This window comes from Phenylobacterium koreense (assembly GCF_040545335.1).
Taxonomy (GTDB): domain Bacteria; phylum Pseudomonadota; class Alphaproteobacteria; order Caulobacterales; family Caulobacteraceae; genus Phenylobacterium; species Phenylobacterium koreense.
On sequence record NZ_JBEPLU010000001.1, the window covers coordinates 458,212 to 483,483 of the forward strand.

The following is a 25,272-nucleotide window of genomic DNA, read 5'->3' on the forward strand; positions in this document are numbered from 1 at the left end:
GGTCAGCCGATGAACGCCCACGTCGCCATCGCCGCCAGCACGGCCGATCATCCCGAGCAGCAGTATCTCTCCCTGCTCGCGGACATCCTTGAGAACGGCGTCCAGCGGGGCGACCGGACCGGCACCGGCACGCTTGGCGTCTTCGGTCGCCAGATGCGGTTCGACCTGGCCAAGGGCTTCCCGCTCCTGACCACCAAGAAGCTGCACCGCAAGTCGATCATCCTGGAGCTGCTGTGGTTCCTGCGCGGCGACACCAATGTCCGCTGGCTGCAGGAGCGCGGGGTCAGCATCTGGGACGAATGGGCGGACGAGAGCGGCGAACTCGGCCCGGTCTATGGCAAGCAGTGGCGTTCGTGGACCGCCCCCGATGGCCGGGTGATCGACCAGATCGCCGCGGTGCTCGAAGGGCTGAAGACCATGCCCAATTCGCGCCGGCACATCGTCTCGGCCTGGAACCCGGCCGAGGTGGACGACATGGCCCTGCCGCCGTGCCACTGTCTCTTCCAGTTCTTCGTGGCGGACGGGAAGCTATCCTGCCAGCTCTACCAGCGCTCGGCCGACGTCTTCCTGGGCGTGCCGTTCAATATCGCCTCCTACGCCCTGCTGACCATGATGATGGCCAAGGCGACCGGCCTGGAGCCCGGCGAGTTCGTCCATACCCTGGGCGACGCGCACCTCTACCTGAACCACCTGGACCAGGCGCGCGAGCAGTTGACGCGGGAGCCCTACCCGCTTCCGGTCATGGAGATCGCCGACAAGCGCGACCTCTTCGGGTTCGAGTACGAGGACTTCAAGCTGCGCGGCTACAAGGCGCACGAGAAGATCGCCGCCCCGATCGCGGTCTGACCCTTACAGATTTGCGAGTTCCGCGACCGCGCCCTGAGAGGCCGGGGCGGTTTGCTCTCCTGGTCCGGAACGATCCGGGCCGACACATCAAGGAGAGCCCAATGCGCAACCTCGTCGCCCCCGCCGCCCTCGTCCTGAGCCTCGCCCTCGGTTCGGCCGCCCTGGCCGCCACCCCCGCAAGCGCCCCGGCGAAGCCCGCCCCCGCCACGACCAAAGCCAGCATGGCGACCAAGCGCGCCGCCTGCGAAAAGTCGTGGGCTAGCCAGAAGTCCCACACTGGCGACAAGGCGGCCTTCGTGAAGGCGTGCGTCGCCAAGGGATAATTCCCTTAGGCGCCGGCCGGGCGGCCGGTCTCCCGCGGCCGCCCGGCTGTCTTGCAGTTCCCCGATGAACGGAGCCATCCTCGCAACCGACCCTCAGCCAGACCCTCAGCCTCGGGGACCAAGGCCATGAGCCGCCGCATCCTGCTGGTAGAAGACGACGCCGAGACGGCGGACTACATCCTCAAGGGCCTGCGCGAGGAGGGCTACACCGCCGAGCACGTCGCCGACGGCCGCGACGGCTTCTACGCCGCCAGCGACGCCGGCTTCGACGCCATCATCATGGACCGCATGGTGCCGGGCATGGACGGCTTGAGCGTCATCAAGGCCCTGCGCGCGGCCTCCATCGCCACCCCGATCATCATCCTCTCGGCGCTCAGCCACCTGGACGAGCGGGTGAAAGGCCTGCGGGCCGGCGGCGACGACTACCTGACCAAGCCCTTCGGCTATTCGGAGCTTTCGGCGCGGCTGGAGAACATCATGCGTCGCCGTGGCGGGCCGGAGGTGGAGACCAGGCTGACCTGCGGCGACCTGGCGGTCGACCTGCTGGCGCGCCGGGTGACCCGCGAGGGCCGCGTGCTCGACCTGCTGCCGCGGGAGTTCAAGCTGCTGGAGTACCTGATGCGGCACAAGGATCGGGTGGTGACCCGGACCATGCTGCTGGAACAGGTCTGGGACTACCGCTTCGACCCGCACACCAGCGTGGTCGACACCCATATCAGCCGCCTGCGCAAGAAGATCGACGAAGGCTTCGCGCAGCCGCTGCTGCACACCCTGCGCGGAACGGGCTACCGGCTGTCGCAGGAGCCATGAGCACGGCTCCGTTGCGCCTTCGCCCCCGCACGGTCATCGCCCTGATGCTGGCGGTGGCTATTCCGGCCCTGGCCGTGGGCCTGCTTACGGTCGACCGCATCGGCGAGGCGATCATCGCCGAGCGGCAGCGGGCCGTGGCCGCCGCCGCCCGGGACTATTTCGTCGCCTTCGCCCACGAGGAGGGGCTCACCCCCCTCGCCCGCGCCCTCGACCTTCGCGAGCGCACCGACCCGCAAGGCGCTTTCCGCTACGCGCTCTACGGCGCGGACGGCCGCCGGCTGGGTGGTGCGGACCTGACGCCCGCCGAGGGACTGCCGCCGTCCGGCGAGGCGCGCATGAAGATCCCGAGCGAGGGCCGCAACGCACCCTGGCGGGTGATGGTACAGCCGCTGTCCACCGGCGGCACGCTGGTCGTCTACGAGGACATCAGCGAACGCATCGCCTTCCGCCGCGCGCTGGTGGCCAGCGCGGGCGTGGCGCTGCTCGCGGCCATAGGCGTGGTGACGCTGGCGGCGCTGTGGCTGAACCGGCGGCTGCTCGACCGCATGGAGACCCTGGCCGCCACCGCCCATCGCATCGCCGAGGGCGATCTTTCGGCCCGCACCGAGATCCACCCCAAGGGCGACGTCTTCGACCGCCTGGGCGAATCCATGAACGGCATGCTCGACCGCATCGAGGAACTGATGACCGGCATGCGGACGATCACCGACAGCCTGGCGCACGACCTGCGCTCGCCATTGACGCGAATGCGCGCCGACCTTTCCCAGGCCCTGGAGCCCGACCTGCCCGAACGCAACCGTCAGGAGGCGATCGCCCTGGCGCATGACGAGGCCGACCGGGCGCTGGCCATGCTGTCGGCCCTGATGGACATCGCCCGGGCGGAGGCCGGCCTGTCGCGCGACATGATGGAGCCGGTCGACCTCTCCGTCCTGGTCGCCGAGGTCGGCGAGTTGTTCGCCCCGGTAGTCGAGGACGCCGGCCAGACCTTCGTTCCGCCCGAGCCGCGCGCGCCGCTGGTCGTCCAGGGGCATGAGCTGATCCTGCGCCAGGCGGTCGGCAACCTGCTGCACAACGCCGCCCAGCACGCCGGGCCCGGCGCCGAGGTGCGGCTGATGCTGGAGGAGGCGGGCGGGCGCATACGGATCGTGGTGAGCGACACCGGCCCCGGCATTCCCGAGGAACACCGCGGCCGGGTGCGCGAACGGTTCGTGCGGCTGGACGAGGCGAGGTCGCGGCCCGGCGGGGGCCTGGGCCTGGCCATCGCTGCGGCTTGCGCCAAGCTGCACGACGGGGTGCTGGACCTGGAGGACGCGCATCCGGGGCTGCGAGTCGTGATCGACTTGGCCGATACGCGCTAGCTGCTACAGAAGGGGCATGAGCACGCCCATCCTCGCCGCCGGTCCCATCGCCCGCGCCCGCAACGGCGTCATCGGCCGGGGCGGAACCCTGCCCTGGCGACTGAAGACCGACCTGGCCAACTTCCGCGCCGTGACCATGGGCAAGCCGGTGATCATGGGCCGCAAGACCTGGGAGAGCCTGCCCAAGAAGCCGCTGGTCGGGCGCACCAACATCGTGCTGTCGCGGGACGGATCCTTCGAACCCAAGGGCGCGGTGGTCTGCGACGACTTCGCCGACGCAGTCTCCATCGCCCGCGAACAGGCGGCCGAGGACGGCGTGCCCGAGTTCTGCGTGATCGGCGGCGCCTCGCTGTTCGAGTTGGCCCTGACCCGCGCCAAGCGGATCTACCTGACCGAGGTCGACGCCGACATCGAGGGCGACGTCGTGCTCTCGCCCATCGACGAGGGCCGCTGGACCGAGGTCCGCAGCCAGTCCTATCCGGCCGGCGAGGGCGACGAACATCCGTTTAAAATTAGGGTTCTGGAGCGCCGCTGATCGGGCCATAGTTCCGGCAACGCCACCGAGCCGTGTGGCGACAACAGGAGGGACCGCGTCCATGGATCTGCAGCTCGTCGCCGAGGGGTTCGAGTTCCCAGAGGGCCCAATCGCCATGTCCGATGGCTCGGTGATCCTCACCGAGATCAAGGCCCAGCGGTTGACCCGCGTCTATCCGGACGGCCGCAAGGAGACCGTGGTCGAGACCGGCGGCGGCCCGAACGGCGCGGCGATCGGCCCGGACGGCGCCATCTACATCACCAACAACGGCGGCGCGTTCCAGTGGATCGAGAACCAGGGGATGACCATCCCCGGTCCTACCCCGCCCTCGCACACCGGCGGCTATATCCAGCGCTACGACTTGAAGACCGGCGAACTGACAACGCTCTACAGCGAGTGCGACGGGCGCAGGCTGATCGGTCCCAACGACATCGTGTTCGACAAGCAGGGCGGGTTCTGGTTCTCCGACCACGGCTGCTCGACGCCGGAAGGCCGCAAGTACGGCGCGATCTACTACGCCAAGATCGATGGCGGCCACATCACCCGCGAGCGCGACCACATCGTCTCGCCCAACGGCATCGGCCTGTCGCCGGACGAAAGGACCGTCTATCTGGCTGATACGCAGCTCGGCCGGCTCTGGGCCTTCGACGTGGCGGAGGCCGGAAAGCTGACCCCGCCCCAGGGCTTCGGCCCCGGCCGGGTGATCTGCAACCTGCCCGGCTACCAGCTTCTCGACAGCCTGGCCGTAGAGGCCTCGGGCAAGGTCTGCGTGGCGACCATCATCAACGGCGGGATCACCGCCTTCGACCCCGACGGATCGGTCGAACACTTCCCGGTGCCCGACACGATCACCACCAACATCTGCTTCGGCGGGCCGGACATGAAGACCGCCTGGATCACCGCCTCGGCGACCGGGAAGCTTTACAAAGCCGCCTGGCCGCGGCCGGGCCTGAAGCTGAACTTCAACGCCTAGGCTTGGGCCGAACTCTCCTTCTCCCTTGCGGGAGAAGGATGGTCCCTAGCCCTCCCCTAGGACAGGCTCGCCAGGGCGGCGCGTTCGAAGTTCTGCAGTTCGTCGGTGCGGCCGTCGCGGATCTTCAGCGCCCAGTTCGGGTCCTGCAGCAGGGCGCGGCCGACGCCGACGAGGTCGAAATCGCCCCGATCCAGGCGTCGGTTCAGCTCGTCCAGCGAGGCGGGCTTCGAACCCTCGCCCGCAAACGCGGCGATGAATTCGCCCGAGAGGCCGACCGAGCCCACGGTGATGGTCGGAACGCCCATCAGCTTCTTGGCCCAGCCCGCGAAGTTCAGGTCCGAGCCCTCGAACTCCGGCTCCCAGAAGCGCCGTTGCGAGCAGTGCAGGATGTCGGCGCCCGCGTCGACCAGGGCGCCAAGCCAGGCTTCCAGGGCCTTGGGATCCTGGGCCAGCTTCACCTCGTAGTCCTGCTGCTTCCACTGGCTGATGCGGATGATCACCGGATAGTCGGGGCCGACGGCGGCGCGCACAGCGCGCAGGATGTCGGCGGCGAAGCGGGCGCGGCCGGGCAGATTCTTGGAGCCGTAGGCGTCTTCGCGGACGTTGGTGCCGTCCCAGAAGAACTGGTCGATCAGGTAGCCGTGCGCGCCATGCAACTCGATGGTTTCGAAGCCGAGTTCCTTGGCGCTCTTCGCCGCCTGGGCGAAGGCCTCGATGGTGTCGGCGACCTCCTCGTCGGTCATGGCCTCGCCGAACGCCTTGCCTGGGCGCGACAGGCCGGACGGGCTGTCATAGGGGCCGGGCGGGTTCCATTCCGGGTCGCGCGTGCGAACCGCGCCCACGTGCCATAGCTGCGGCCCCATGGCCCCGCCGACCGCGTGGACCTCGTCGATCACGTGCTTCCAGCCCGCCAGTTCCTTTTCGCCATGGAAGCGCGGGACGTTCTTGTCGTTGACCGAGGCGGGGCGATTGACCCCGGTCCCTTCCGAAACGATCAGGCCGACCTCGGCCGCCGCGCGGCGCTTGTAGTACTGAGCCACCTCGTCGTTGACGACGCCGCCAGGCGAGAAAGACCGGGTCATGGGGGCCATGACGATACGGTTCCTGAGGCGCAGGCCTTTGAATTCAAAAGGCTTGAAGAGGGCGTCGGCCGACATGCGGACTCCAAATTGCGAAGGGACGTTCCGGCGGCTTTAGAGCACGACCGGTCGTTTTGTCAGTTCAGTTTTTCTGTTGCACGCCAAGAACTTCCCCTGAGGCCGATCCGGCGCCATTCTCAAGTGAACAACGGTCACCAAAGATCAGCCGGAGGAAGCGAGATGAGCGACGGCGCAGTCGACCTGAAGGCGGAGGCTCGCGCGCGAGCTTATTCGATGCCACTCGACGAGATGAACGTGGCCGATCCGGAACTCTTTCGGACCGACACCATGTGGCCCTACTTCGAGCGGCTGCGGAAGGAGGACCCGGTCCACTACCACAAGGAGGGCCTGCACGAGGAAGGCCCCTATTGGTCAGTGACCAAGTACAACGACATCATGGCGGTCGACACCAATCACGCGGTGTTCTCGTCCGAGCCGGCGATCACGATCTTCGATCCGAAGGACGATTTCCCGCTGCCGATGTTCATCGCGATGGACCCGCCCAAGCACGATCTGCAGCGCAAGACCGTCAGCCCCATCGTCTCCCCGGCCAATCTCCACCTGCTTGAACCGGTCATCCGCGGACGCATCCAGCGGACCCTGGACGCCCTGCCGATCGGCGAGGAGTTCGACTGGGTGGACAAGGTGTCGATCGAGCTCACCACCCAGATGCTGGCGACGCTCTTCGACTTCCCGTGGGAGGAGCGCCGCAAGCTGACCCGCTGGTCCGACGTGGCGACCGCCGGCCCCGAGTCCGGCCTCTTCAGTTCCACCGATCCCGAGATCGCCGAACAGGAGCGCAAGGTCGAGCTGTTCGAATGCGTGGACTACTTCACGCGGCTCTGGAACGAGCGGGTCAACGCCGAGCCCAAGGGCGACCTGATCTCCATGCTGGCCCATGGCGAGGCCACCCGGAACATGGACCGGATGGAGTACCTGGGTAACCTGATCCTGCTGATCGTCGGGGGCAACGACACCACCCGCAACACCATGAGCGGCTCGGTCCTGGCCCTGCACCAAAACCCCGACCAGCGGGAAAAGCTCTACAAGAACCCGGAGCTGATCCCCTCGATGGTGTCGGAGACGATCCGCTGGCAGACGCCGCTGGCCCACATGCGGCGTACGCTGACCCAGGACTTCGAGCTGGGCGGCAAGGCCATGAAGAAGGGCGAGAAGATCATCATGTGGTACGTCTCGGGCAACCGCGACGACGAGGTGATCGAGAACCCGAACGCCTACATCATCGACCGCGAAAGGCCCCGGCAGCACCTGTCCTTCGGCTTCGGCATCCACCGCTGCGTGGGCAACCGGCTGGCCGAACTGCAGCTCAAGATCCTCTGGGAAGAGATCCTGCCCCGCTTCCCGACCATCGAGGTGCAGGGCGAGCCGCGCCGGGTGCTCTCCTCCTTCGTGAAGGGCTACGAAAACCTGCCGGTAGTGATCCCGCAGCGGCTCTAGAGGCCTACCAGAGCTTCCACCAGGGCTCGGAGTCCAGGGCGCTGTCGCCGGGGCGCACCTCCTGCTGGCCCCAGGGCAGGACCATCATCAGCTTGTGGCTGCGCATGGTGGTGGTTCCGGAGGCGCGGACCTCGACGGCGATCGGCTTGCCGGACTTCCGCTCGTAGGCGAAGGCCGAGAACTCGGCCACGCCGCTGCGGTCGTTGCGGCTGTAGATCGACAGTTCGGGGATGGTGACCACCGTCCATTGCGGCGAGATCGGCACTTGGATCGAAGGAATGCCGAGCACGCGGCTGATCTGGTCGATCGAGAGCACGCCCATGCGGATCTCGACGATGATGTCGGCGCCCTCGCGAGTGGGTGAGAGGCGCGCGCCGCGCGACACCAGACCCTCGCGAATCGCGCTCTGGGCATAGTCGGCGCCCTCGCCGCGGAAGTTGGCGGTGTCGAGGAACACGCTGGCGCCGGCCGGGATCGGCAGGGTGAGCTGCTTGGCCGCCCGTTCGGCGGCATGCGAAACCAGAAGCTGTTCGGTGGCCGTGCGGCCCGGCCGCGTCTCGACCGGCGTGGCGCAGCCGCTCAGCAGGAAGGCGCCCGCAAGCAGCCCGCTCAGGGCTGAAGACCACCGGAAAATTGCGACCATGGTTACGCTCCGTCCGTACGCCTACACACTCCACGCGGCCAGTTGCGCCGCCCGCGCCGCCTATAGCGCGTTCGCGGCAGCTTTAGGGTGCGCCGCCACGACTCTGCGCTGAAAACCTGCCGGTGTCAGAAGGTCAGTTGCAGACGCCCGGCCAGGCTGTCGCCCCGGTCCGCCCCTGCATAGGGGCCGTCGGGACGCTCGACTTCCCAGTGGCTCAGGTCGACCATCAGCCGCATCCATTGCTCGAGCCGCCAGTTCACCCCGACCTCAGCCTCGCGTCCGAGGCCGCCCAGGGGCGCATCGGTGTTGTCGAGCACCTGATAGCGGATCGCAACATCCCAGCCGCCGAAGCCGCCTTTCGACACCGGCCTGGCGGGGGCCGTCTTCACGAAGGTTCCGCTGCGCGAGGAGTAGGCGCTTGGCTCGCCGGTCAGCGACCAGCCGGCTGAGAGCGACCAGGCGTCCACGTCCGCATGCAGGGAGCGGGCGTCGATCTCGCGGCGGCCGGCCTCGACGAAGGACCAGCCGCGCCCGCGCACGCCGCCCAGTTCCAGGCCGTAGCCCTGGCCGTGTACGGGATCGGCGATCGCGCCGAGAGCAACCTGAACCTGATCGTTGAAATGCCCGGCCCAGTTCGTGTTCCGGGACAGAGACTTGCGCTCGCCCAGGTCCTCGTAGAAGGCCCAGGCGCCCAGGTGGACCAAGCCGGTCTCCGACCTCACCGGGTTCCAGTGGCCGCGCAGGAGATAGGTGGTCGTGTCGCGAGTCGCCTCGCGGTTGGCGGGATCCTCGCCGGCCACTTCGCCGGCCAGATGCCATCCCGCGCCGTAGATCTTGGCGATGCCGCCCCAGCCGTAGAACCCCTTCACCGGCGCAGCCGCCAGGGCGACGCTGTTACGCTCCATGAAGGCGGTTCCCTCCGAGCTGGACGAGCCTTCGAGGCCGCGTTCGCTCAGGCGGTTGCCCAGGGTAAATTCGAGCTCCCGGCCGTCCCACTCGTCGCGCCAGACGAGGTAGGTGCTCCGCAGAACCGTTTCGCCGCCCTGGAAGTCCGCTTCAACGTTGTAGATCAAGTGCTTTCCGGACCGGCCCGCCAGACCAGCCCGCAAGGTCCGCCACTCGCGCCCCGAGGCGTTGCGGGCGTCATGGGCCGAACCGGTCGTGGAATAGCCGTCCAGCACCAGCCGTCCCTTGGGGCGGATGGCGAAGCCGCCGTCCTGGCTGACCAGTTCGCCGCTATCCCAGGAAAGAGCCTGCGCCCCCGCCGGGCCCGCCCACGCGACCGCCAGCCCTCCGGCGACCGCGCACAATACCCCTGCCTTGAAAATGAAAGCCTCCCCGATCTCGCGCCTTCAAGACGCAGACCGGGCAGGCCTCCACAACAGGAAAATCGTCTCAGACGCCGTCGAGGTATTCGATCTCGGGACGGCCGCCCATGCAGGGGCCCATCTTGGCGCCGGCGGCCTTGAAGTAGTCGCTGCCGCCGTGAGCCTTCAGGGCGGCTTCGTCCTTGTAAAGCTCGAGCACCTTGTAGACCGTCGGGTCCGTGCGGCTCTTGGTCAATTGGTAGGCCAGGTTGCCCGGCTCGTTCGCCCGGACCTGCTTGGTGAGATCCGCGAAGATCGCCTCGAATTCAGATTGCTTGCCGTCCTGGACCTTCAAGGTCGCGACCACGCCGATCATGCTGTCCTCCCAACAGTTGTTTGAAAGGCGAACCTAGAGGCGCCGGCATGCGGCGACAAGCTGCCGATGAGCGGCCTATCGGCAGGTTTTGTTCACAATCCGCGCAGGAAGGCGCCGATCGATGTCGGCAAATCAAGGACTTATGAAACGGCGGGGAGGCCTATCGGCAGGTTAGCGGCCCTGACGTTCGTTCCACCCATAAGCCACCCAGTGGTGGCCGCCCAGGTGACGGGCCTCGATCACGCCGTCGTCGGTGTGGGCGCGGGAACGCTTGGCCCGAAGCGCGAGTCCGCCGAGCGCCAACAGGGCCGAGGCCATCACCGCGATCACGACGACGGTCGCCGCGAAGAAGACCGCCAGAACAGCCCCGACGACGATCGCCGCGAGGGTGGCGAGCGCGCCACCGACCGCCGCGAAACCGCGAAGCGCCGAACCGTGCTTCCTGGCGAATTCCCGAACCATCAGCTTCCTCAAGGGCGCCGCTTGTAACGGCTAAAACGAATAATTTGGCCGGGCGATCCCGGCCGTCAACGCAAACCGACAGAAACACGACAAAGTGGCGTCATCATGCCGCGCCCGCCAGCGCCATGGCCTTGCGCTCGCGCATGATGTCGTTGAACGCGGCGTTGATCGCGGCGGACTTGGCCTCGGCGATGTCGATGAACTCGGTCGGCAATCCCCGGGCGCGGGCGCGGTCGGGGTGGGCTTCGGAGAGCATCGACTTCCAGGCTGCGCGGACGGTGTCGTCCGGCGCGTCGTGGGGCACGGCGAGAATGCCGTAGGGATCGTCGGCGCCGATACCGAGGTGCACCGCCTTGAGGCGGCGGAAGACCAAGGGTGAGAGGCCGAAGAGGTCGCTGACCTGCTCCAGGTAGTCCAGCTCGTCGGCGCTGACGACGCCGTCGGCCGCGGCGATGTGAAAGAGGCCGTCGAGCACGTCTTCCAGCAGGGTCGGGCAACGGGCGTAGCGCTTGGCCAGGCGCCGGGCGTAGCTCTCGAAGCCGCGGGTCGTCTGCCGCGCCAGTTCGTACAGCCGATGAACATTGCGCTCGGAGGCGGCGTCGGGCTGGAAGACCTGGGCGAAGGCGTCGAACTCGCCGACGCTGGCCCGGCCATCGGCCTTTGCGAGCTTGGCGCCGAGGGCGGTGACCGCGGTGGAAAAGGCGGGGTCCTCTCCCGGCCGGGTGGCGGGACAGTCAGCGCAGTCACCCGCATCGGGCTTACGGACTGCGAGCCCAGCAATGTTGCGCCAGAAGCTCATGGGAGTAATCGGAAGCTGTAAGGCGGCGAGCGGCCCCTGACAATGTGCAATGACCCCACGGAAGGTTACGGTTTGGACAGACTCTGGAGCTTCTGGATCGATCGCGGCGGCACCTTCACCGACGTGATCGCAAGGTCCGACCAGGGTGACGAGCGATCCTTGAAGCTGCTGTCCGCCTCTCCCGCCTATGAGGACGCCGCCGTCGAGGCCATGCGCCGGGTGCTGAAGACGCCGCCGGGCGCGCCGTTTCCCGCCCAGCGGGTCGCAGCGATCAAGATGGGCACGACGGTGGCGACCAACGCGCTGCTGGAGCGCGCGGGCGCCAGGACGCTGCTTGTCACCACCGAGGGCTTCGCCGACGCCCTGGTGATCGGCGACCAGGCGCGGCCCGATCTCTTCGCGCTCAACATCGTCCGGCCAGAGCCGCTCTACTCCGGTGTCCTTGAGGCGCGCGAGCGGCTGGGGGCCGACGGGGAGGTCGTGCGCCCACTCGACCTGGACGACCTGAAGTCCAGGCTGGCGGCCGCACGGAAAGACGGGTTCGCCTCGGCCGCCATCGCCTTCCTGCACGCCGACCTCAATCCGGGCCACGAGCTGGCGGCGGGAGAAGCCGCGCGGGCCGCAGGCTTCGAATTCGTCGCCCTGTCGCACGAGGTCTCGCCCCTGCCCCGCTTCACGCCGCGGGCCGAGACGACGGTGGCCGACGCCTACCTGACGCCGGTCCTGCAGGCCTATGTCGACAAGGTGGCGGGTGCGGTGGCCGGCGCGCCGCTGTTCTTCATGACCTCGGCCGGGGCGCTGGTGAAGGCCGAGGCGTTCCGCGGCCGCGACGCGGTGGTGTCGGGGCCGGCCGGCGGGGTGGTCGGGGTCGCCCGCACCGCGCAGATCGCCGGGGAGAGCCAGGCCCTGGGCTTCGACATGGGCGGCACCTCGACCGACGTCTGCCGCTATGCAGGCCTGCTGGAACGGCGCGACAACGCCCGCATCGCCGGGGTGAAGCTGCGCAGCCCGATGCTGGACGTGGAGACGGTGGCCGCCGGCGGCGGGTCGATCCTGGCGTTCGACGGGCTGCGGGCGCGGGTGGGACCGCAGAGCGCCGGGGCCAATCCAGGCCCGGCAGCCTACGGACGCGGCGGGCCTGCGACGGTGACCGACGCCAACCTCGTGCTTGGCCGGCTCGACCCGCGATTCTTTCCGCCGATCTTCGGCCCGAACGCCGACGCTCCGCTCGACGTCGCGGCGGCGCGAGCCGCCATCGCCGACCTGGCGGACGCCATGGGTGCGACCAGCGTAGAGGCCGCCGCCGAGGGCTTCGTGGCCATCGCCGTCGAACAGATGGCCCGCGCCACCGACCGGATTTCGACCGAGCGCGGCTTCGATCCGCGCGACCACGCCCTGACGGCTTTCGGCGGCGCGGCCGGCCAGGTGGCCTGCGAGGTGGCCCAGGCGTTGGGGCCGACGCAGGTGATCTGCCCGCGGCACGGCAGCGTGCTGTCGGCCTGGGGGATCGGGCAGGCCGAACTGGCGAGCCTGCGACAGGTCGGCCTGGAAGCGCGGCTGGATGCGACGGGCCTGGCCCGGGCGCGGGACGCCGCCGCCGAGGCCAAGGCCGCCGCGGTGGCGGCCCTGGCCGACCAGGGGGCGAGCGCGGACGAGGTCCGGCTGACCCTGCGGCTGCGATACGAAGGGGCGGACGCCGAACTGCCGGTCGCCTTCGACGGCTTGGCCGAGGTCAAGGCGAGCTTCGAGGCGGGCCACAAGCGGCTGTTCGGCTTCATCGAAGCGGCGCTGCCCATCGTCATCGCCTCGGTCGAGGCCGAAGCGGTGAGCGGCGGAACACAGGCTCTTCCTCCCTCTCCTAGGGAGGGCGGATCGGCGCGTGGCGACGAGACGGCCCGGCAGTCCCCCACCCTGGCCGCTTCGCGGCCTGTCCCGCCTGGCGAGGGCGAAGGAGAAGAGACGGCGCGGATGTTCTTCCACGGGGGCTGGGTGGAGGGGCCGGTGGTGGCGGCGGGGGAGGTGAGCAGGGTCGAAGGCCCGGCCCTGATCGTCCGCCCCGACACCCAGATCGCGGTCTCGCCCGGCTGGACGGCGAGCCGCGGCCCCGACGGGATGATCGTCCTGAACCGGGCGGGTGCGGCGCGCAGCGCCAGGCTGGCGCTGGACAGGGCCGACCCGATCACCCTGGAGCTGTTCAACAAACGTTTCATGGGCGTGGCCGAGGCCATGGGGGCGGCGCTGGAGCGCACGGCGCATTCGGTGAACATCAAGGAGCGGCTGGATTTTTCCTGCGCGCTCTTTGACGTGGACGGCGGCCTGGTCGCCAACGCGCCGCACATGCCGGTGCACCTCGGCTCCATGGGCGCCAGCGTGCGCGCAGTCCGCGACCGCCATGCCGACATTTCACCAGGCGACGCCTTTGCCCTGAACAACCCCTATGCGGGCGGGACGCACCTGCCGGACATCACCGTGGCCATGCCGGTGTTCGTCGAGGGGCCGAGGCCGGCGTTCTACGTCGCCGCTCGCGGGCACCACGCCGACGTCGGCGGGATACAGCCCGGCTCCATGCCGCCCTTTTCGCACACCCTGGAAGAAGAGGGCGTGCTGCTGGACGCCCTGCCGATCATGAAGGATGGCGTCTTCCTCGAGGCGGCGGTGCGCGAGGCGCTGGGCGCCGGGTGCTATCCGGCGCGGGCGCCGGACCGGAACCTGGCGGACCTGAAGGCGCAGATCGCCGCCTGCCAGGCCGGGGGCGCGGCGGTGAAGACGATGATCGAGACCTACGGCGGCGAGGCGGTGGCGGCCTATATGGGCTTCGTCCAGGCCAATGCGGCGGCCTCCGTCCGGCGGGCGGTCGGCAAGCTGGCCGACGGGATGGCGCGGGTTCCGATGGACGGCGGCGGGGAGATCGTGGTGCGCACCGTCGTGGATGCGGCGGCCGGCGAGGCGGTCCTGGACTTCCGCGAGTCGGCCGACCAGCTCACCTCGAACTTCAACGCGCCTTCCGCCATCGTCGATGCGGCGGCGCTCTATGTGTTCCGCAGCCTGGTGGACGACGACATTCCGCTGAACGCCGGCTGCCTGGAGCCGCTGAAGATCCTGACCCGCGAGGGCTCCATGCTGGCGCCGCGGTTCCCGGCGGCGGTGGTGGCCGGCAATGTCGAGACCAGCCAGCACGTGGTCGACGCGCTCTACGCGGCGCTGGGTGTGATGGCGAACGCCCAGGGCTCGATGAACAACTTCACCTTCGGCGACGAGCAGCGGCAGTACTACGAGACCATCTGCGGCGGGGCCGGCGCGACGGCGAGTCAGCCCGGCGCCAGCGCGGTCCATACGCACATGACCAATTCGCGCCTGACCGACCCGGAGATCCTGGAGCGCCGCTTTCCGGTGCGGGTGGAAACCTTCGCCCGGCGAAGGGGATCGGGCGGCGGCGGCCTGCAGCCGGGGGGCGACGGGGCGCTGCGGCGCATCCGCTTCCTGGCGCCGATGGACGCGGCCCTGCTATCGACCCGGCGCGAACATGCGCCGCAGGGGCTGGCGGGCGGCGGGGCGGCCCTGCCGGGCGCGCAACGTTTGATCGCGGCCTCAGGCGCGGTAAAGGAACTATCAGGTTGCTTTTCGCTTAAGGTGTCCGCCGGCGACGTCATCGAGATCGAGACGCCCGGAGGCGGCGGGTTCGGGGCCCGCGGCTGATCCCACCCACTTCGAGGTACCATGTCCGGAATGCTCTTCGCCCTCGCCCTCCTGGCCCAGGATCCCGCGGCGTCCGCCGCTTCGCCCTCGACCGGGCCGGAGCCGGCGCCGGCGGCCCAGGAGCTGCCCTGGCCGCCCGGCGCGCCGCGCGACGATTATGGGCTGGTGGCCTTCTGCCACGGCGCGCTGACCGGCTACCTGGAGCTGCACGACCGGGTGATGCCGGAGGTGACCCGGATCGAGACCACCTGGCGGGCGCCGGGCCGGTCGCTGGCCGAGGACATGAAGATCTATGCCGACATCGACAAGCAGGGACGCAAGGACCTGAAGCTGTTCGAGCGGGCCATCGATGCGGCCGAGAAGGCCAGCCCGCGCCCGCTGGCGCCGATCGGGGCGGCCGCGATCCAGCGGGGCCGCGCCACCTGGGCCGGCGCCGCCAGCCTCTCCGACGCGCGGATCGCCCAGGAGTGGATGAGCTGGTCGCTGCCGGTCCGCTGCGGACCGACGGCCCAGCGGCTCGAGAAGAACGCCAAGCTGATGGGCGCGGCCTTCGATCCCACCGCCGAGGTGGCGATCACGACGGACGCGCCGGGGAACTAGGGGAAACCAGACCCCCGCTGGGACGGCAGTCACATACGGCCCAGCTCCAGCTACCCTGATCTTTCCCGGATCGTCACGCCGGCCGCGTGAAGGCGCCGGGGATTCATGCGCATCAGCGTTTCCCGGCGATCCTCGGACCTGCCGGCCCGGCCACGACGAAGGCTGAGTTTCAGTGGCGCTGACGGGGAGGCCTCTCGACCGGCTTCGCCGGGAGCTCGCCCAACGCGGGAGCATCTTGGGGCGCCAAACTCGCGCCTAAAGAGCGCTCGATAGTTCGCCTCCGGATAACTATGGTTTACGTGCGCATCCGGGGCGTAACAACGAGAAGAAGATCGGCTTGCCGACTGTCGCTTTTGTCAATCCGAAGGGCGGGGCCGGGAAGACCACCGCCGCGCTGTTGCTGGCGCTTGGCCTGAGCCGGCTGGGCGCGCGCGTGGCGATGATCGATTCCGATCCCAACAAGCCGCTGGTGCACTGGGCCTCGCTGCCCGGCCGTCCCGACAAGGTGAGCGTCCACCCGGCGCCGACGCTGGAGGACATGCGCGATGCGCTGCGCGAGGCCCAGCGAAAGCAGCCGGACTGGCTGATCCTCGACACCGAGGGCTCGATCCGCGGGGCCATGGCCTTCACGACCATGCGGCTGGACCTGGTGGTCACCCCGCTGGCGGCCTCGCAGCTCGAGGCCATCCAGGCGATCAAGGCCGCCGAGATGGTGGCCCAGTTCGGGCGGCGAGCCGGACGCCCCCTGCCCCATCGCTGCCTGCTGACCCGCGTGCCGGCCGCCCTGCGGCCACGGTCGCTGAAGGACGTGGTCGAGCAACTGCGGTCCAGCGAGATCGAGATCCTGCCGACCCCGCTGATCGAGAAGGAAGCGTTCCGGACCCTGTTCGCCATCGGCGGCGGTTTCGACGAGCTGGAACGCAGCGGCGTGAGCGGCGTGGCCGCGGCGAGGGCCAATGCCGACGCCTATCTGGCCGCGATCCTCGAGCTGGTCGTCAAACCTACCGCCGCTTGAAATTCTAGACTCCGCCACGCGCGGCAAACGTGCGGGATTCGCCGAAATCTCCCCAAAGACGCGACGTAAACCAGTGGGTAACGCTGTTTTATCCGTTTGGCGGCGATTGTGTCCGGAAAGATACACTTCTGAACGCAGCCGCCAAATCGGCGTGGGCCGCAAAAACACTCATTGATTTTTATAGGGATTTTCCCGTCGATTTCGAAGCGGCGGTATGTATTTGACGGGACATCAAAAGCTAACAGCGAAATTTGTTCGGCATTTCGTCGAAATACCAGCGTTTTTCTTTTGCTCTTGGAAATGAGACTTGCGTTGCCGGCCCTCTACGGCTCTCTGCCCTTTCTCTGCGCTCCGTTATTCGACGGATACCGCAGTTATATTTAGGGGAAACGCATGCATTGTAGATTTCTCGCCGGAGCCTCCTCCCTCGCGCTCCTGGCGACCCTGGGCCTAGCGGCCCCGGCCAATGCCCAAGACGACACTGCGGAAGTGACCGAAGTCGTCGTCACCGGCTCTTTCATCGCCGGTACGCCCGAGACCGCAGCCATGCCGGTCAACGTCATCGGGCAAGACGAAATGCAGAAGCAGGGCTCGCCGAGCACGGTCGATCTGCTGAAGTCCATCCCGGCCGTCTCCGGCGTCCTGGGTGAAGCCAACCAGTACGCCGCGGCCCAATCGACCGGTTCCGGCAACGTGAACCTGCGCGGCCTGGGCGCCCACCGCACCCTGGTGCTGATGAACGGCCGCCGCATGGCGATCTCGCCCGGCGCGATCTATGTCGACACCAACCTGATCCCCACGGCCGCGATCGGCCGCGTGGAAGTGCTGAAGGACGGCGCGGCCGCGACCTACGGCTCGGACGCCGTCGGCGGCGTGGTGAACTTCATCACCCGCAAGAACCTCAACGGCCTCGAGGTCCAGGGCAACTACTCGTACATCGACGGGTCCAACGGCGACTACTCGCTCAGCGCGGCCTATGGCTGGCAGGGCGACCGCGCCGACGTGCTGCTGACCGCGGGCTACCGCAAGCGCACTGAGCTGCCGGTGACCGAGCGCGACTTCGCGATCCGCTCGCTGACCGACAACCCGCAAGGCGGCTGGTCGGCCTTCGGCAACCCCGGCGTCTATCAGACCAGCGCCGACGGGACCTTCCGTCCGGGCGCCACCGGCACCCTGGTCGACCCGGCCTGCAACACCATCTCCGGCCCGCTCAACGCCTCGGGCTGCCAGTTCCAGTTCATCGGCTTCAACAACCTGATCGAAGACGAAGACCACTGGCAGATCTACGGCGAGGTCAATGTCGACCTGACCGAGAACACCAAGTTCCACGTCGAAGCCCTGTACGCCGGCCACGAAGTGGCGACCGAGCACTCCTCGCCGTCCTATCCGCCGAACAACTACCCGACCTCGGCCCTGACCGGCATCGCGGGCCGCAACAACGGCTTCTACATCCCGGCCAACAACCCGGGCCTTCAGGCCCTGCTCGGCCAGATTCCGGCCAGCCAGAGCGCCCTGGCCGCCGCGGCCGGCGCCAACGGCCTGTTCACCTCGATCGCCTGGCGTCCGCTGGGCGTGGGCGGCAACGACCTGTTCGGCGGCGGCTCCAAGCACGACCGTCGCTACTTCGACACCTACCGCGTGTCGGCCGGCCTGAAGGGCGAGTTCGACTTCGCCGGCGGCATCGGCTGGGATGCGGCCGTCACCTACATGGACTCCAATGCGGAGATCGCCACGCCGGACATCCTGGTGGGCAAGCTGCAGCGGGCTCTGATGGGCTTCGGCGGCGATAGCTGCACCGGCGCCACCGCCGGCCAGAACGGCTGCCTGTGGTTCAACCCGTTCTCGACGGGCGTCGCCAGCAACGTCCTGGACGGCCGGACCAACCCGGGCTTCGTCGCCTCGACGGCCAACAGCCGTGAAGTGCTCGACTACATCTTCGGCGAATACGCCTACAAGATGCGGTCGCAGATGCTGAGCGCCGACCTGGTGTTCAACGGCAAGGTCGATGCGATCGACTTCGGCGCGGGCCCGCTGGCCTGGGCCGCCGGCGGCCAATACCGCTGGAGCGGCGTGGAGCGTCACAACAACAACGACTCCAACATCGCCGTCAGCCCCTGCTCCGACTCGTCGGTGATCCCGGGCTCGACCTGCGCGGCCCAGAACGGTCCGTTCAGCTTCTTCGGCGCGACCGGCGACTACGACCTCGACTATTCGGTCGGCGCGGCCTTCGCCGAACTGCAGATGCCGTTCACCGATACGCTGACCGGCACCTTCGCGGTCCGCTACGAGGACTACGGCGGCAACATCGGTTCGACCACCAACCCGAAGGTCGCCCTGAAGTGGCAAGCGCTCGACTGGCTGGCGTTCCGCGCCTCGGCCGGCTCGACCTTCCGCGCTCCGCCGCAGACCCAGATCGCCAACGTCCCGGTCACCAACCTGTCCTACACCTCGGTCGCCGGCGGCTATCGCGCCTATGACCTGTGGGGCAACCCGGACCTGAAGCCGGAAAAGGCCGACACCTTCAACGTCGGCGCCCTGTTCGACTTCGGCGATTTCACCGCGTCGATCGACTACTGGCGCTTCAACTTCAAGGGTCCGATCGCGGCCGAAAGCGGCAGCCAGATCGTCAACACGGTCTTCAACAACGGCGCCGCTGGAGCCAACCGCTGCGCCGATCCGGCCTATGCCGGCCTGGTTTCGCGGATCAGCTTCGACGGCGGCGTCTGCAACGCGACGGGCATCAACCGCGTGAAGCAATTCTACGTCAACGGTCCGGACATCCAGACCAGCGGCCTGGACTTCGCGGCGAACTATCGCGCCCGCGACGTGCTCGGCGGCGACATGGCCTTCGGCGCCGAACTGACCTACGTCTTCGAATTCAAGGTCGACCCGACCCAGATCGAAGGCGTCACGACGGCTGCGGAACGCGACCTGGTCGGCACGATGGACTACCTCGGCTACGGCTCGCAGCCGCAGTGGAAGGGCAGCGCCTTCGCCGAATACACCCGCGGCGACCACAACCTGCGTTGGACCATCCGCTATGTCGACGACATGATCGACACCCGCGGCGTGACCTCGCCGGCGACCTTCGCGACCAACCAGAAGGGCCTGAAGATCGGCGCCTTCGTCACCCACGACCTGGCCTACCGCGTCTTCCTGCCCTGGGACACGACGCTGACCGCCTCGGTGATCAACGTGTTCGACGAAGAGCCGCCGTTCGCGCGTCTCGACCTCAGCTACGACCCGTTCACCGCCAACCCGCTCGGCCGGTACTACAAGGTCGGCGTGACGAAGAAGTTCTAGAACTTCTTCTCTATCGAGCATTACGACTGGGGGCGGCTCTTCGGAGCCGCCCTTTCTTTTTGCCTACCCTAAACTGAAAAACATGATGGCCCTTCAGAGGCGGCGCCGATCCTAGGGATTCGGGATTTGCCGTCGCAGAAACAGGCGCCAGCGCTCATACCGAACCCTATAATTCTATTTTCCGGCGGCCGTGGCGCGTGAGCAACACCACCTCCCAGGCGCCATTTTTGACATAGCCGATAAATTCTCGGCACGGAAAAATATAGCAAAACCAGTGAAATTTTCGAATCGGCGGTATGCTTACATCGTACATTCGACATAGCTGTCAGATATTTGAGGGACTCCTCACGCGGGTTGAGATCGCCCTTGGCCCTACCCCCGCAAATTTTCGCTTGTGCGGACAGTTCTAGACTGCACTTTTCGCCGCCAACGCCACGGCGATTACATCAAGAACGCAGTTATACATTAGGGGTAGGAATGTTGATTAACAGATACTTGACTGGCGCTTCATCCATCGCGGTCGCCGCCGCTCTCGGTTTCGCTGGCGCTGCGCAGGCCCAAGAGGCCGCGGAAGTGCAGGAAGTGGTCGTCACCGGCTCGTTCATTGCCGGCACGCCCGAGAACGCGGCCCTGCCGGTCAATGTCATCGGTCAGGACGAAATGCAGAAGCAGGGTTCGCCGAGCACGGTCGACCTGATCAAGTCCATCCCCGCCGTTCAGGGCGTCGCCGGCGAATCCAACCAGTTCGGCGCCGGCCAGACGACCGGCGCGGGCAGCGTCAACCTTCGCGGCCTGGGCTCGGAACGCACCCTGGTGCTGATGAACGGCCGCCGCATGGCGATCTCGCCCGGCTCGATCTACGTCGACACCAACATGATCCCCAGCGCCGCCATCGGCCGGGTCGAAGTGCTGAAGGACGGCGCGGCCGCCACCTACGGCTCCGACGCGGTCGCGGGCGTCGTGAACTTCATCACCCGCAAGAACCTGAACGGCCTGGAAGTCTCGGCCGGCTACTCGCTGATCGACGGTTCGGACGGCGACTACAACGTCAACGCCGCCTATGGCTGGCAGGGCGACAACGCCGACATCCTGCTGACGGCCGGCTATCGCCGCCGCTCCGAACTGTCGGCGATGGACCGCGACTACGCGGTGCGTCCGTTCAACGAGAACCCGCAAGGCGGCTGGTCGACCTTCGGCAACCCGGGCCTCTACCTGACCCGCAGCGCGCCGGGCACGGCCTTCACGACCCGCTTCCTCGATCCGGCCTGCGCCGCGATCAGTGGCCCGGTCAGCACCAGCGGCTGCCAGTTCCAGTACATCGGCTTCGACAACCTGGTCGAAGATGAAGATCACTGGCAGCTCTACGGCGAGATCAACGTCGATCTGACCGACAACACCAAGTTCCACGCCGAAGCGCTGTACTCCGGCCACGTGGTCTCGGCCGAGAACTCCTCGCCGTCCTACTCCCCGAACAACTTCCCGAGCTCGGCCCTGACCACCGTCGGTCAGCCGAACGGCTTCTTCATCCCGGGCGAGAACCCCGGCCTGCAGGCGCTGGTCGCCGCTGGCCAGATCTCGGCGGCCCAGGCGGCCAACGGCGCCTTCACCACCGTGTCGTGGCGTCCGCTGGGCGTGGGCGGCAACCCGCTGTTCGGCGGCAAGGGCAAGGAAGACAAGCGCGCCTTCGAAACCTACCGCATCTCGGCCGGCCTGAAGGGCAAGTTCGACTTCGCCGGCGGCATCGGTTGGGACGCGGCCCTGACCTACATGGACAGCAGCAGCGACATCGCCACGCCGGACGTCCTGGTCGGCAAGCTGCAGATGGCCATGCGCGGCCTGGGCGGCGACAACTGCACCGGCAACACGCCCGGCCAGAACGGCTGCCTGTGGTTCAACCCGTTCTCGACCGGCATCGCCGGCAACGTCCTGGATGGCCGGACCAACCCGGGCTACGTCTCTTCGACGGCCAACAGCCTCGAAGTGCTGGACTACATCTTCGACGAATACGCCTACAAGATCCGCTCGCAGATGTTCACCGCCGACCTGGTGTTCAACGGCGAAGTCGGCGCGATCGACTTCGGCGCGGGCCCGCTGGCCTGGGCCGCCGGCGGCCAATACCGCTGGAGCGGCATCGAGCGCACCAACAACGACTTCACCAACATCGCGGTCAGCCCCTGCGCGGACTCGTCGGTCATCTCGGGTGCGACCTGCTCGGCCCAGAACGGCCCGTTCAGCTTCTTCGGCGCCCTGGCCGACTACGACCTCGACTACTCGGTCGGCGCGGCCTTCGTCGAACTGCAGATGCCGTTCACCGACACGCTGACCGGCACCCTGGCGGTCCGCTACGAGGACTACGGCGGCAACATCGGTTCGACCACCAACCCGAAGGTCGCCCTGAAGTGGCAAGCCACCGACTGGCTGGCCCTGCGCGCTTCGGCGGGCTCGACCTTCCGCGCTCCGCCGCAGACCCAGATCGCCAACACCGCGACCACCAGCCTCGCCTACACCACCGCGGCCGGCGGCTATAAGGCCTACGACCTGTGGGGCAACCCGAACCTGCGTCCGGAAAAGGCCGACACCCTCAACCTGGGCGCCCTGTTCGAGTTCGGCGACTTCCGCGCTTCGGTCGACTACTGGAAGTTCGCCTTCAAGGGCCCGATCGACAACGAAGGCGGTTCGGACATCGTCAACGCGGTGTTCCCGGCCGGCCAGCCGAACCACTGCAACGATCCGTCCTACGCCGCCCTGGTGTCGCGGATCAGCTTCACCGGCACGTGCTCGGCGACCAACATCAACCGCGTCCGCATCAACTACATCAACAGCCCGGACGTGGACACGAGCGGCATCGACTTCTCGGCCAGCTACACGGCGCGTGACGTCTTCGGCGGCGACATGAACTTCGGCGTCGACATGACCTACGTGCTCGAATACGAGGTCGACGAGGCCATGATCGAAGGCATCGTCGTTGCGCCGAAGACCGACTATGTCGGCACGATGGACTACCTCGGCTACGGCTCACAGCCGCAGTGGAAGGGCAGCGCCTTCGCCGAATACAACCGCGGCGACCACAACGTGCGTTGGACCGTCCGCTACGTCGACGACATGATCGACACCCGCGGCGGCACCTCGACCTTCGCCACCAACCAGAACGGCCTGAAGATCGGCGCGTTCGTCACCCATGACCTGGCCTACCGCGTCATGCTGCCCTGGGACACGACCCTGTCGCTGTCGGTGATCAACGTGTTCGACGAAGAGCCGCCGTTCGCCCGTCTTGACCTCAGCTACGACCCGTTTACCGCGAACCCGCTGGGCCGGTACTACAAGCTGAACGTCATCAAGAAGTTCTAGAGGTTCTTCCCCCTCGAGAACTAATACTGGGCGGCTCGTTTGAGCCGCCCTCTTTTTTTGCCGGCGCGCTCGCGCGGCCGAGGACGACGATTGGGATGGCGCCCGACAGCCTGCGCGGTCAGGCGGCGGCCTGGCCCGGCTCCGCATGGTGACGCGCGCAGACGTCCCAGACCGGCTCGCCGCCGAAGCGTTCCAGCAGCAGGTCCGTCAGCGCCTTGACCTTGGCCGGCATGTGGTTGGCGGGGGGCGGCCGCACCACGAAGAGGCCGGCCTCGGGCATCGGATAGTCCAGCAGCAGCGGGACCACCTCGCCGCGTTCGATGGCTGGGCCGACGAGGAAGGTCGGCAGGGCCGTGACCCCGAGGCCCGCGACGGCGGCGGCGAGGATGGCTGGCCCGGCGTCCGCCCGGAAACGTCCCTCGGGTCGCACGGTGATGGTCTTGCGGCCCTCCTGGAAGCGCCAGACCTCGTTGGCCTGGGTGATCGCCTCGCAGCGTTCCAGGTCTTCCGGCCGCGCCGGCGCGCCGTTCTTTTCCAGCCAGGCCGGACTGGCGACCACCGCCACGCGGATAGGCGCGATCCTCCGGGCCACGAGGCTGGAGTCGGGCAGTGAGCCGATCCGCAGGGCCACGTCGTAGCGCTCGCCGATCAGATCGACGTAACGGTCGCTGTAGGAAGCGTCGATCTGCAGCTTCGGATGGCGGGCGGCGAGTTCGGCCATCACCGGAGCCAGATGGGTCATGCCGAAGGACAGCGGTGCGGAGACCCGCAGGGATCCGACGATCTCCTCGCCGCGCTGGACGAGGTCGTCGCGCGCGGCCTCCAGCTCGGCCAGCACCTTGTCGGCGCGGACCTTGAACTCCATGCCCGCCTCGGTGACCGCGACTCCGCGCGTCGTGCGGCTGAGGAGCTGGGCGCCGAGTTCGGCCTCCAGGCGCGAGACCCGCCGGCTGACCATGGATTTCGAGAGTTTCAGCCGCTGGCCGGCCCGGCCGAAGCCCCCTGCCTCGGCCACCTCGACGAAGGCGCGGATATCTTCAAGGTCCAGCACGACAGTTCCCCAGGATGCAACAATCTAGTGCGAAATATAGGGCTACTGTTGCAGAACCGAAGGCCACATCTGTGCGGCGTCGAATTCATTCAACGTCCTGGAGGGTGGCATGTCCAACATTCTGGTTCTCAACAGCAGCGTCAGCGGCGAAGCCTCGGTTTCGCGCCTGCTGGTCGCCGACGCCGTCACCGAACTGACCCAACGCGATCCGAACGCCAAGGTCGTGTTCCGCGACCTGGCCGCCGATCCGCTGCCGCACCTGCTGCCGAGCACGGTGGCCGGCGTTCGCGCCACGGCCTCGACCCCGGCCGAAGAGGAAGCACGCCGGCTCTCGGACGAGCTGATCGCCGAACTCCGCGCCGCCGACACCGTGGTGATCGGCGCGCCGATGTACAATTTCAGCATCCCGACGACGCTGCGGGCCTGGTTCGACCACATCCTGCGCCCCGGCGTGACCTTCCGCTACTCGGAGGCCGGCCCCGAAGGCCTGCTGACCGGCAAGCGGGTGATCGTGGTCGAGAGCCGCGGCGGCCTCTACAGCGAAGGCCCCGGCCAGGCGGCGGATTTCCAGGAGCCCTATCTGCGCCAGTTGCTAGGCTTCGCCGGCATGACCGACGTGACCTTCATCCGGGCCGAGAAGATCGGCTTCGGGCCAGAGTTCCGCGAGCAGGCGGTGGCCGACAGCCGGGCGGAACTGGCCAAGCTGCCGGCCTGACCGCTTCCCCTACACGTCCCGTCGCATGAACAGGCGCGCGGTCTCATCGAGGCCGCGCGCTTCGTGTTCGCGGCGGATGTCGGCCATGGCCGGGGTAAGGTCCGACACCTCCACAAAGCCCAGCCGGCGATAGTAGGGGGCGTTGAACGGAACCTCGCGGAAGGTCGAGAGCGTGAGCGCGAGGAATCCCCGATCGCGGGCCAGGGCCGAGACGACGTCCAGCAGGCCAGCGCCGATGGCGCGGCCGGCATGGGACGGCAGGACGTCGATCTGCTCCACATAGGCGCAACTCTCGACCTCGCGGAACATCACGAAGGCGACGGGAACGCCCGCCTCCTCGGCGACCAGCAGGCCGCCCTCGGCGATGCGGCGCGCCAGGGTGTCGGCGTCGGTGGGCTCGTCATCGGCGATGGAGGCCAGGTCGGTTCCGAGAAAACGCGTGGCGGACATGCGTTCGATGTCGCGCACGCGGCCGATCTCGACGGGGCGCGCAGGTCTGATCTGGATCATGGATT

General features: G+C 67.9%; 21 protein-coding genes. 13 read left to right on the top strand and 8 right to left on the bottom strand.

Annotated elements, in window-relative coordinates:
* The first annotated feature begins 9 nt into the window (after positions 1 to 9).
* The 6 genes from ABID41_RS02255 (at position 10) to ABID41_RS02280 (ending at position 4,845) form a co-directional block, all read left to right on the top strand.
* Positions 10 to 846: a thymidylate synthase gene (locus ABID41_RS02255; RefSeq protein WP_331929989.1), complete on the top strand. Its 837-nt coding sequence runs from the start codon at positions 10 to 12 to the stop codon at positions 844 to 846.
* 101 nt (positions 847 to 947) lie between these two features.
* On the top strand, positions 948 to 1,169 hold the full coding sequence (locus tag ABID41_RS02260; protein ID WP_331929991.1) for a hypothetical protein: 222 nt from the start codon (positions 948 to 950) through the stop codon (positions 1,167 to 1,169).
* A gap of 126 nt (positions 1,170 to 1,295) precedes the next feature.
* Positions 1,296 to 1,979 carry a response regulator transcription factor gene (locus tag ABID41_RS02265; protein WP_331929993.1) on the top strand — a complete coding sequence of 228 codons (684 nt, stop codon included), beginning with the start codon at positions 1,296 to 1,298 and terminating at the stop codon, positions 1,977 to 1,979.
* Positions 1,976 to 3,337 (top strand): sensor histidine kinase, encoded by a 1,362-nt coding sequence (locus ABID41_RS02270; protein ID WP_331929995.1) that lies wholly within the window; start codon positions 1,976 to 1,978, stop codon positions 3,335 to 3,337. The genes ABID41_RS02265 and ABID41_RS02270 overlap by 4 nt, the downstream gene beginning before the upstream one ends.
* Before the next feature lie 16 nt (positions 3,338 to 3,353).
* The gene (locus ABID41_RS02275) at positions 3,354 to 3,872 is read left to right on the top strand and encodes a dihydrofolate reductase (RefSeq protein ID WP_331929997.1); all 519 of its coding nucleotides are present in this window, start codon (positions 3,354 to 3,356) and stop codon (positions 3,870 to 3,872) included.
* A gap of 61 nt (positions 3,873 to 3,933) precedes the next feature.
* A complete protein-coding gene (locus tag ABID41_RS02280; RefSeq protein ID WP_331929999.1) occupies positions 3,934 to 4,845 on the top strand; it encodes an SMP-30/gluconolactonase/LRE family protein in 912 nt (303 codons plus the stop codon).
* A 56-nt stretch (positions 4,846 to 4,901) separates the two neighbouring features.
* On the opposite strand, the gene ABID41_RS02285 is transcribed toward ABID41_RS02280, so the two are convergent.
* Positions 4,902 to 6,002, bottom strand: coding sequence for an NADH:flavin oxidoreductase (locus ABID41_RS02285; RefSeq protein ID WP_331930001.1), 1,101 nt, complete (start codon positions 6,000 to 6,002; stop codon positions 4,902 to 4,904).
* Between the two features lie 162 nt (positions 6,003 to 6,164).
* Here ABID41_RS02285 and ABID41_RS02290 point away from each other — a divergent pair, with 162 nt between their 5' ends.
* A complete protein-coding gene (locus ABID41_RS02290) occupies positions 6,165 to 7,442 on the top strand; it encodes a cytochrome P450 (protein WP_331930003.1) in 1,278 nt (425 codons plus the stop codon).
* Positions 7,443 to 7,446: 4 nt separating this feature from the next.
* Here the strand turns inward: ABID41_RS02290 and ABID41_RS02295 are convergent, their stop codons facing one another.
* From ABID41_RS02295 to ABID41_RS02315, 5 genes are all read right to left on the bottom strand, one after another.
* On the bottom strand, positions 7,447 to 8,085 hold the full coding sequence (locus tag ABID41_RS02295; protein WP_331930005.1) for a DUF6655 family protein: 639 nt from the start codon (positions 8,083 to 8,085) through the stop codon (positions 7,447 to 7,449).
* A gap of 125 nt (positions 8,086 to 8,210) precedes the next feature.
* Positions 8,211 to 9,395, bottom strand: coding sequence for an OprO/OprP family phosphate-selective porin (locus tag ABID41_RS02300; RefSeq protein WP_331930007.1), 1,185 nt, complete (start codon positions 9,393 to 9,395; stop codon positions 8,211 to 8,213).
* Between the two features lie 85 nt (positions 9,396 to 9,480).
* Positions 9,481 to 9,768: a putative quinol monooxygenase gene (locus ABID41_RS02305; protein WP_331930009.1), complete on the bottom strand. Its 288-nt coding sequence runs from the start codon at positions 9,766 to 9,768 to the stop codon at positions 9,481 to 9,483.
* Positions 9,769 to 9,939: 171 nt separating this feature from the next.
* A complete protein-coding gene (locus tag ABID41_RS02310) occupies positions 9,940 to 10,230 on the bottom strand; it encodes a hypothetical protein (RefSeq protein WP_331930011.1) in 291 nt (96 codons plus the stop codon).
* A gap of 103 nt (positions 10,231 to 10,333) precedes the next feature.
* On the bottom strand, positions 10,334 to 11,029 hold the full coding sequence (locus tag ABID41_RS02315) for a DnaJ family molecular chaperone (RefSeq protein WP_331930013.1): 696 nt from the start codon (positions 11,027 to 11,029) through the stop codon (positions 10,334 to 10,336).
* 72 nt (positions 11,030 to 11,101) lie between these two features.
* Between ABID41_RS02315 and ABID41_RS02320 the strand changes: the two genes are divergently transcribed.
* From ABID41_RS02320 to ABID41_RS02340, 5 genes are all read left to right on the top strand, one after another.
* Positions 11,102 to 14,725 carry a hydantoinase B/oxoprolinase family protein gene (locus ABID41_RS02320; protein WP_354297122.1) on the top strand — a complete coding sequence of 1,208 codons (3,624 nt, stop codon included), beginning with the start codon at positions 11,102 to 11,104 and terminating at the stop codon, positions 14,723 to 14,725.
* Between the two features lie 21 nt (positions 14,726 to 14,746).
* Entirely contained in the window at positions 14,747 to 15,325 is a 579-nt protein-coding gene (locus ABID41_RS02325; protein ID WP_354297123.1) for a hypothetical protein, read from the top strand.
* A 337-nt stretch (positions 15,326 to 15,662) separates the two neighbouring features.
* Complete coding sequence (locus ABID41_RS02330) at positions 15,663 to 16,340, top strand: ParA family protein (RefSeq protein ID WP_331932358.1); 678 nt, start codon at positions 15,663 to 15,665, stop codon at positions 16,338 to 16,340.
* A gap of 393 nt (positions 16,341 to 16,733) precedes the next feature.
* Entirely contained in the window at positions 16,734 to 19,643 is a 2,910-nt protein-coding gene (locus ABID41_RS02335) for a TonB-dependent receptor (protein ID WP_331932357.1), read from the top strand.
* Positions 19,644 to 20,120: 477 nt separating this feature from the next.
* On the top strand, positions 20,121 to 22,991 hold the full coding sequence (locus ABID41_RS02340) for a TonB-dependent receptor (RefSeq protein WP_354297124.1): 2,871 nt from the start codon (positions 20,121 to 20,123) through the stop codon (positions 22,989 to 22,991).
* Positions 22,992 to 23,109: 118 nt separating this feature from the next.
* On the opposite strand, the gene ABID41_RS02345 is transcribed toward ABID41_RS02340, so the two are convergent.
* On the bottom strand, positions 23,110 to 24,042 hold the full coding sequence (locus tag ABID41_RS02345; RefSeq protein WP_331932355.1) for a LysR family transcriptional regulator: 933 nt from the start codon (positions 24,040 to 24,042) through the stop codon (positions 23,110 to 23,112).
* Positions 24,043 to 24,151: 109 nt separating this feature from the next.
* Here ABID41_RS02345 and ABID41_RS02350 point away from each other — a divergent pair, with 109 nt between their 5' ends.
* Positions 24,152 to 24,757, top strand: a complete 606-nt coding sequence (locus tag ABID41_RS02350; protein ID WP_331932354.1) for an FMN-dependent NADH-azoreductase — start codon at positions 24,152 to 24,154, stop codon at positions 24,755 to 24,757.
* A gap of 9 nt (positions 24,758 to 24,766) precedes the next feature.
* Here the strand turns inward: ABID41_RS02350 and ABID41_RS02355 are convergent, their stop codons facing one another.
* Positions 24,767 to 25,267, bottom strand: a complete 501-nt coding sequence (locus ABID41_RS02355; protein ID WP_331932353.1) for a GNAT family N-acetyltransferase — start codon at positions 25,265 to 25,267, stop codon at positions 24,767 to 24,769.
* Positions 25,268 to 25,272: the final 5 nt, after the last annotated feature.

Bases quoted from the DNA above. Each gene is read 5' to 3' on its own strand.
- ABID41_RS02255 (WP_331929989.1), top strand. From the start codon at position 10: ATGAACGCCCACGTCGCCATCGCCGCCAGCACGGCCGATCATCCCGAG.
- ABID41_RS02260 (WP_331929991.1), top strand. From the start codon at position 948: ATGCGCAACCTCGTCGCCCCCGCCGCCCTCGTCCTGAGCCTCGCCCTC.
- ABID41_RS02265 (WP_331929993.1), top strand. From the start codon at position 1,296: ATGAGCCGCCGCATCCTGCTGGTAGAAGACGACGCCGAGACGGCGGAC.
- ABID41_RS02270 (WP_331929995.1), top strand. From the start codon at position 1,976: ATGAGCACGGCTCCGTTGCGCCTTCGCCCCCGCACGGTCATCGCCCTG.
- ABID41_RS02275 (WP_331929997.1), top strand. From the start codon at position 3,354: ATGAGCACGCCCATCCTCGCCGCCGGTCCCATCGCCCGCGCCCGCAAC.
- ABID41_RS02280 (WP_331929999.1), top strand. From the start codon at position 3,934: ATGGATCTGCAGCTCGTCGCCGAGGGGTTCGAGTTCCCAGAGGGCCCA.
- ABID41_RS02285 (WP_331930001.1), bottom strand. From the start codon at position 6,002: ATGTCGGCCGACGCCCTCTTCAAGCCTTTTGAATTCAAAGGCCTGCGC.
- ABID41_RS02290 (WP_331930003.1), top strand. From the start codon at position 6,165: ATGAGCGACGGCGCAGTCGACCTGAAGGCGGAGGCTCGCGCGCGAGCT.
- ABID41_RS02295 (WP_331930005.1), bottom strand. From the start codon at position 8,085: ATGGTCGCAATTTTCCGGTGGTCTTCAGCCCTGAGCGGGCTGCTTGCG.
- ABID41_RS02305 (WP_331930009.1), bottom strand. From the start codon at position 9,768: ATGATCGGCGTGGTCGCGACCTTGAAGGTCCAGGACGGCAAGCAATCT.
- ABID41_RS02310 (WP_331930011.1), bottom strand. From the start codon at position 10,230: ATGGTTCGGGAATTCGCCAGGAAGCACGGTTCGGCGCTTCGCGGTTTC.
- ABID41_RS02315 (WP_331930013.1), bottom strand. From the start codon at position 11,029: ATGAGCTTCTGGCGCAACATTGCTGGGCTCGCAGTCCGTAAGCCCGAT.
- ABID41_RS02325 (WP_354297123.1), top strand. From the start codon at position 14,747: ATGTCCGGAATGCTCTTCGCCCTCGCCCTCCTGGCCCAGGATCCCGCG.
- ABID41_RS02335 (WP_331932357.1), top strand. From the start codon at position 16,734: ATGCATTGTAGATTTCTCGCCGGAGCCTCCTCCCTCGCGCTCCTGGCG.
- ABID41_RS02340 (WP_354297124.1), top strand. From the start codon at position 20,121: ATGTTGATTAACAGATACTTGACTGGCGCTTCATCCATCGCGGTCGCC.
- ABID41_RS02350 (WP_331932354.1), top strand. From the start codon at position 24,152: ATGTCCAACATTCTGGTTCTCAACAGCAGCGTCAGCGGCGAAGCCTCG.
- ABID41_RS02355 (WP_331932353.1), bottom strand. From the start codon at position 25,267: ATGATCCAGATCAGACCTGCGCGCCCCGTCGAGATCGGCCGCGTGCGC.